This window comes from Pseudoalteromonas sp. APAL1 (genome assembly GCF_021532475.1).
In the GTDB taxonomy this organism is placed as follows: Bacteria; Pseudomonadota; Gammaproteobacteria; order Enterobacterales; family Alteromonadaceae; genus Pseudoalteromonas; species Pseudoalteromonas lipolytica_C.
In genome coordinates this window covers 1-6,163 of sequence record NZ_JAKGAW010000088.1, presented here as the reverse complement: position 1 = coordinate 6,163, position 6,163 = coordinate 1, and the positions used below count along the sequence as shown (strand labels likewise).

General features: G+C 36.0%; 8 protein-coding genes. 1 reads left to right on the top strand and 7 read right to left on the bottom strand.

Annotated features, from left to right (window positions below; translation table 11 throughout):
• Positions 1-434, top strand: a 434-nt coding sequence (gene tnpA / locus L1264_RS21165) for an IS200/IS605 family transposase (RefSeq protein ID WP_235403981.1), incomplete at its 5' end; no start/stop codon positions are given.
• A gap of 78 nt (positions 435-512) precedes the next feature.
• Here tnpA and L1264_RS21160 read toward each other — a convergent pair.
• The 7 genes from L1264_RS21160 to L1264_RS21130 all read right to left on the bottom strand — a co-directional run bounded on the left by L1264_RS21160 (position 513) and on the right by L1264_RS21130 (position 5,732).
• Complete coding sequence (locus tag L1264_RS21160) at positions 513-965, bottom strand: helix-turn-helix domain containing protein (protein WP_230237706.1); 453 nt, start codon at positions 963-965, stop codon at positions 513-515.
• A gap of 168 nt (positions 966-1,133) precedes the next feature.
• Positions 1,134-2,129 carry a tyrosine-type recombinase/integrase gene (locus L1264_RS21155; protein WP_235404614.1) on the bottom strand — a complete coding sequence of 332 codons (996 nt, stop codon included), beginning with the start codon at positions 2,127-2,129 and terminating at the stop codon, positions 1,134-1,136.
• A gap of 288 nt (positions 2,130-2,417) precedes the next feature.
• The gene (locus L1264_RS21150) at positions 2,418-2,582 is read right to left on the bottom strand and encodes a hypothetical protein (RefSeq protein ID WP_171040484.1); all 165 of its coding nucleotides are present in this window, start codon (positions 2,580-2,582) and stop codon (positions 2,418-2,420) included.
• Positions 2,579-2,803: a hypothetical protein gene (locus L1264_RS21145; RefSeq protein ID WP_063530268.1), complete on the bottom strand. Its 225-nt coding sequence runs from the start codon at positions 2,801-2,803 to the stop codon at positions 2,579-2,581. Before L1264_RS21145 ends, L1264_RS21150 begins: the two co-directional genes overlap by 4 nt.
• Position 2,804: 1 nt before the next feature.
• On the bottom strand, positions 2,805-3,179 hold the full coding sequence (locus tag L1264_RS21140; RefSeq protein ID WP_063530267.1) for a hypothetical protein: 375 nt from the start codon (positions 3,177-3,179) through the stop codon (positions 2,805-2,807).
• 166 nt (positions 3,180-3,345) lie between these two features.
• Positions 3,346-4,959: a hypothetical protein gene (locus L1264_RS21135; protein ID WP_235404612.1), complete on the bottom strand. Its 1,614-nt coding sequence runs from the start codon at positions 4,957-4,959 to the stop codon at positions 3,346-3,348.
• 350 nt (positions 4,960-5,309) lie between these two features.
• A complete protein-coding gene (locus L1264_RS21130; protein WP_138602603.1) occupies positions 5,310-5,732 on the bottom strand; it encodes a hypothetical protein in 423 nt (140 codons plus the stop codon).
• Between the last annotated feature and the right edge of the window lie 431 nt (positions 5,733-6,163).

Below are 6,163 nucleotides of genomic sequence, written 5' to 3'. Positions count from 1 at the left end.
TGAGTAGATACGAGAAAGCATCGCATGTGTATTGGCGATGTCAATATCATATAGTCTGGACACCAAAGTATAGGTTCAGAATATTGAAGAACAAAGTAGGCAGAGATGTTTACAGGTGCATACAAGTGTATTGTGAGCAGTTAGGGTGCAAAGTAGTCGAGTTAAATGTGCAGGTTGACCATGTTCATTTGGTAGTAAAGATACCGCCGAAGTTATCAGTCTCGAAACTAATGGGTGCTTTAAAGGGAAAAATAGCGTTAAAGCTATTTAGCAAATATCCATACTTAAGGAAAAACAAACTATGGGGAAACCATTTTTGGCAGAGGGGGTACTTCGTAGATACTGTAGGGATAAATGAAGAAATAATAAGACGGTATGTCAGGCACCAAGAAAAGGAAGAGGTGCAAGAGCAGGCGCAGTTAACACTGCAGTAAACAACGCCCCCTTCTAGGGGGCTAATGCAAAGCCACCTTCTTTAGAAGGTGGATCTTTTACTGCTAATTTGATTTTTTCTAGGCTGATTTGGACGGTTTAGCTTTAATCGTTAGAGCATCTTCTAATGAAGTTTTAATCTTTTTAGTAATTGTTGGAACAAAAGTAGGATCAATAATGCCGAAATCCGCACTTTCCTCTAATGAACCTGCAACTATTTTATTAACAGTTTCAAGAAGCTCTTCTGGTCTAACATCTTCTAGGCTCGTGTTTTCATTTATGTTCAAAAGAAGGTAGTCCAGGCTTACATTTTTTTTAATTGCAGTAGTTAAAATAAAATCCCATGGCATAGAAGGGCGACTCAACCACATTTTCATAGTGCTCGCATTATGCCCTAAGGCGCGACGTCCATTTTCATCTTCAATTTCATGTAGCTCATCAACACCCCACACCTGTTTGCATCGTTCTAAAACTTGCGAGACGTATTTTTTCTTTGAGTCATTATCTAGATTTTTAAAGTATGTATCAGCCATGTTTGGTTGTTCTTATAAATTCACTACATTATATTCTAACAAAAAAAGATAAATTTAAAATGAACAAATAAAAATATGTTGATCCTTGTCACATTTTGTTAGGCAATAAACTTATATATTTCAGTGAATTGTACCAAATAAAGACAATCAAGAACAAAAGATTTGAGATTAAAACAAATTATTTAATACATCCTCAAATGCCTTTGAATCTTCATCTACAATATACATTGCAGTTGTAACTTCTTTAGAATGGCCAAGCAGTTTACTAATTCTGCTTATCTTTACGCCTTTTTCATCGAGCCAAGTCGCGTATGATCGTCTTAGGGAATGGGGAGCAACAGTGTTATATTTTTTACAAAGTTCATAAATAGCGCTGCCAGTTAAAGGGTTACTATTTTCAACATCAATATTTCCACTACGTGGCACTTTGACAAATAAAGGACCAGGCTCTATGCCTCGAACGTTCAACCAGTCTTCCAAAGCAATTTTTGTAATAGGGTGGATCGCAACATATCTTTCCTTATTACCTTTACCAATAATCTTCAAATACTGAGTATTTACTGTAACTCTATTTTCGCTACTAAGCTCTAAGACTAATGATGAAATTTCTATTGTGGCCAACTCACTTCTTCTTAACCCGGTACCAATTAAAATATGAAAAAGCGCCAAATCTCTAAGCATTTTATTTCTATTAGTTGGGTTTGAGCTTGCTATTCTCTCCAAAAGCCCTTGGAAACTAGAACGAGAAATTACCTGATGTTTTTTTATTCTAGAGCCGGTTTCTCCTTTCACTTTTAGAATACCGTCTAGCTGCAATCTAGAAATCTGCCCTAACAAATAGGCATGCTCACACACACCCTTTACAACGGATACATATAATGAAATCGTTTTTGGAGATAGTTCCTTGGCTTTTAGGTTATGGATAAGGCTATTCAAATCAGTTGAAGTAATTTCTGCCCATTTAATTTCATAAAAATCTGCGTAGCCGGTATGTTTTGCAATTGCTTGCAAACATCGAGTGACGGTCTCTTTGGATGTATCCGCCGCCAAAGAGTTAACATAATTAAATATCGGACATTTAGGGTTTACATAAATCTCATTTAATTTTTGTTTAATCTTGGTAGCCGGTAATTGAGGCTGTTTTAAATCGATAATCTTTTCCAATCTGCTGTTCATAATTTAAATTCATACGAAAACATAAGCACTGTACATTTATACACCCTTACTTAACTTGTGTAAATGCCCATTTATGCAATTAATATGTTATGTTAAATCAACTGTAAAATAGAATCTTGGGAAATTAGACTCTATTAATTAAAAAGATTTATCTAGGTATAAGGGGATGTTTTAGTTCCTAAGTGAGAGTTATTAGTAAGAGCATATTAACTTTCGAATCGGGAGATTAGTCCGATACTAACCAGTATCGGACTTAAGTAATTGAATTATTAGTAATTACTTAAAACCACCAACTTTACTTGATAAGAAAATAAAGGCAATTATAAATTCACCAACCACTACGGCTAACAGCCATTTTATATTTTCTGTATCAAATTTCATGAAGTCCAAAAAAAATATAATTACTCCAATTAAAAACCAAGTTAAGAACTGAGTTTTCATAATACCCTCTCTAATTCATGAGCATCTTTGGCTTGAGCGATCATTTCAAGTGCGTCATTAATTTCGGTTAAAGTTTCTTTATCTATTAACGTTATTCGATCTAAATCTATTTTTTCCGGGTTGGATATCCAAGAGACATCATACTTAGCAAGCAATAATGATTGAGCAGACTTTAAATTTTTCTCTGCTTCAGCAAAACCTTTTGACAAATTTAGTTCCATATTAAATCCTTAGCTGAGCATGTTTCTTAAACACATCACCTGTTTTTGGGTTTATAAATAGGCCGTTCATTTCAGCTAAAGATTCTAAAGTGAAATCAGGATTGTTTTTTAGAATTGCGTTTCTTACATCTTCATTTTTTAAAAATACATCTGCAGGAATTGTGAATTGGTTTAAATTCATGGGCTCTACGATTGGTGTTTTTCCTAATTCAGAAATGATATCCATTGCAGACTTCAGCTCCGAGAAAATAGCAAAACCAATGTCATTCATTTCTTGTTTAGTGGTCCCAACCCCATTTTTAATTAGCTCTGGATAAGGCATTAAAAATACATTTAAAGCCTTTTGAATTTGATTTTTAATATCTTTCAATGACATATGTAAAATACCAAGGTCGAATAACTACTTATAATTTACAGCTTGTTTCTAATTAAAAGGCGGGAAAAAAGAGTAAATTTTAAATTTAATCTATTTTTTAAAATGTTTCAGGTTGAAGTGTTTTAAAACCAAGTCCAATTTTTAAAATTGGACTTGGCGAAAAGCGTTATGGTGCAACTGATTCGGTTTTGGTGCACTCCTCCCCTTCTAGGCTCCAACCTGTAGGGCAAGTATTGGTACTTGGAACTTCTTCAGTTTTACTACACTGCTCCCCTGATAAAATATAATCTGTTGGGCAAGAGTAAGTTACAGCGGTAGATGTGGAGCTAACGCAGCTAGTGCCACTTAGTGAGCCACCAGCCGGACATGAGTAAACTAAACTCGCATTCTCTCTCTTATTACATTTCGACCCTGACAAACTAAATTGTGACGGGCAAGAGTAAGTCACAGCTGTAGATGTGGAGCTAACACAGCTAGTACCATTTAATTTACCATCAGCCGGACATGAGTAAACTAAATTCGCATTATCTCTCTTGTTACATTTCGACCCTGATAAACTGTATTGTGATGGACAAGAGTAATTATATGAAACTGTTGTTGATTTAACACAGTTAGAGCCACTAGAAGTATATCCACTTGGACAAGAGGCAACTGATGCCACTGATGCAGTAGCTGAACATTCGAATGGATATCGACTTGTGTCGCTTACATATCCTGCAGGGCAACTTTTAGTTGTTGTTTCACCCATGCTGACACCGTTGGAGTAACAATAATATTTCATTGGGTATGACGTTACATCCGGTGAAGCAGTCTGACCTGCCGGACATACGTATACTTTGAAGGCATATTCTTTTCTTTCACACTTAGTTCCATTTAATGTATAACCTGATGGACACGAGTACGCTGGAGTACCATATTCATTTTTCACACAACCAGAACCAGTATTCGAATATCCAGAAGGGCAACTCTTAGATGCATCAATTTGAACATCTTTATAACAACTATTACCAGAACGCGTATATCCAGCAGGGCATGATGAACTTGCAGGCGAGCTCGATGAACCTAGACATAAACCATTTGAGTATGTGGTACCAACTGGGCAATTTTTAGTTGCATCAATTTGAATATCTTTATAACAGTTGCTTCCTGAGCGCGTATATCCAGCCGGGCATGATGAACTTGCTGGCGAGCTAGATGAACCCATACATACACCATTTGAATACGCTGTACCTGCAGGGCAGTTCTTAGTGGCGTCTACTGTGTATGTTTTAGAACAATCACCCGAATTGATACTGTACAAATAACCTGATGGACATACTTTAATTGCTGGTTGAGTCGTGGTTCTGTAACACATTCCGCCAGATAAAATGTAGCCTTCAGGACATGTTGCCCCTTTGACACTTAGAGTGATGGTATAATTTGCAGCTCCTGATGCTCCAACTTCCCCTGGGTAAATTGGAATATCTAGACCGCCAGCTGAGTTAACAGCCTTATCAAATTGAACAATTTGCCCTTTTGTTACAGTAATTCCATTTACAACAACAGAGCTTGGTGCGTCACTATGTAACTTAAATGTAATCTGCTGTTCACCAAAAGCCTTATTTCCCTCCAAGGTGTACAATGTTGGTACCTTTATTATTGTAAACGGCTCATCCGTTTTACTACTTAGTAAGCTTTTAGAAGACAAGGTGTTTACAGGATCAACATGTATTGTGGTTTCAGCTTTAGTGCTTAAAGATATATATACCAAGGCTAGTAGTAATAGTTTACGAAATAGCATTTTAGAACCCAAAGTAAGTTGTTATTCTAAATAGAATTCCTTTTTGAATTTGGTAAAAATTTGAAAATCTATCAAGTTGAGATTATTAATTTACTTGAAATGGATTTCAGAAATGCCTGAAAAAAATCTATTTTTGACAGATAATTTAGGGAAAGTGGAGTTAGTTTTTACGGCTGAAGGTTTGGTTTTCCGATTCTCGAACCAAAATAGTGGCTCTGCTAGGTGACAAAACTCCGACATGACATACTACCATTAGCAGTCTAAGTATTAACTACAACTCCATTGCGTGCTTGAAATAAAAACAGATTTGAAAAAAGACTGATGATTAATACTAATAACAGCTTAAATCTTTACTCAGTTTTTCCAGTTAAGAAATGAACCCAACCTTTCCATTCACTTTTGTAATGAAGATTTGGATTTGATGGTATATTAGCAGGCCTACCACCCTCTTTACTCAACTCCCTAAACTGCGTCATCGTCTCAACACCCAATGTCCGAGCAATTCGACAAGCTTCATGAAACTCAACGAATCGCCCACAACCAGGTGAGTTTTTAGGAGCTAAAACTTCTGACCATTTACAGCCATATACATTAGGTGGGCGCTTAGGCATAGACTCTGGAAATTCATCACCTTCACTGGCCTCAAGCCATTCTTTAATTGAGGATAACTTTTTCTCTCGAGCATATCTTGCTGCTTCTGTAATTGATACGTATTTATCTTGGGACATTTGTTTAAAGTGTCTTACACAGAATTTTTTTAATTCTACGATCAATTTTTAAAATTTTAAACATTATGAATTTCTAAATTACTAACAACTTTAGCTATACTAAGTATTTAGACTTGTAATGGTGCTATTCAACTGGCATAGCTCATCACTATTCACAAAACAAGCAACACTTCTTTCAAGTATGAGAAGCTGAGTAGACATGCATTAACTGATAATTATTAGCATCTTTCCAACTAATTTTGCCATTTCTATTATATCCACTAACGCAGTTCATCATCACGAATTTTAATGCGGCAGTATGAAAGCCATACTCTAACAATTCTCATTTGAGATGAAAGTATGTTGACATCGGCGTTGTTTCCTAAAAGTTTGAACTATCTTGCCAGCCTGTGATCAGATCATCTATATCCTACTAGCCCGTGCAACAACAATGAGCAAAATCACAAACTGGTCTCACTATAATCAAGCCCTCGTTA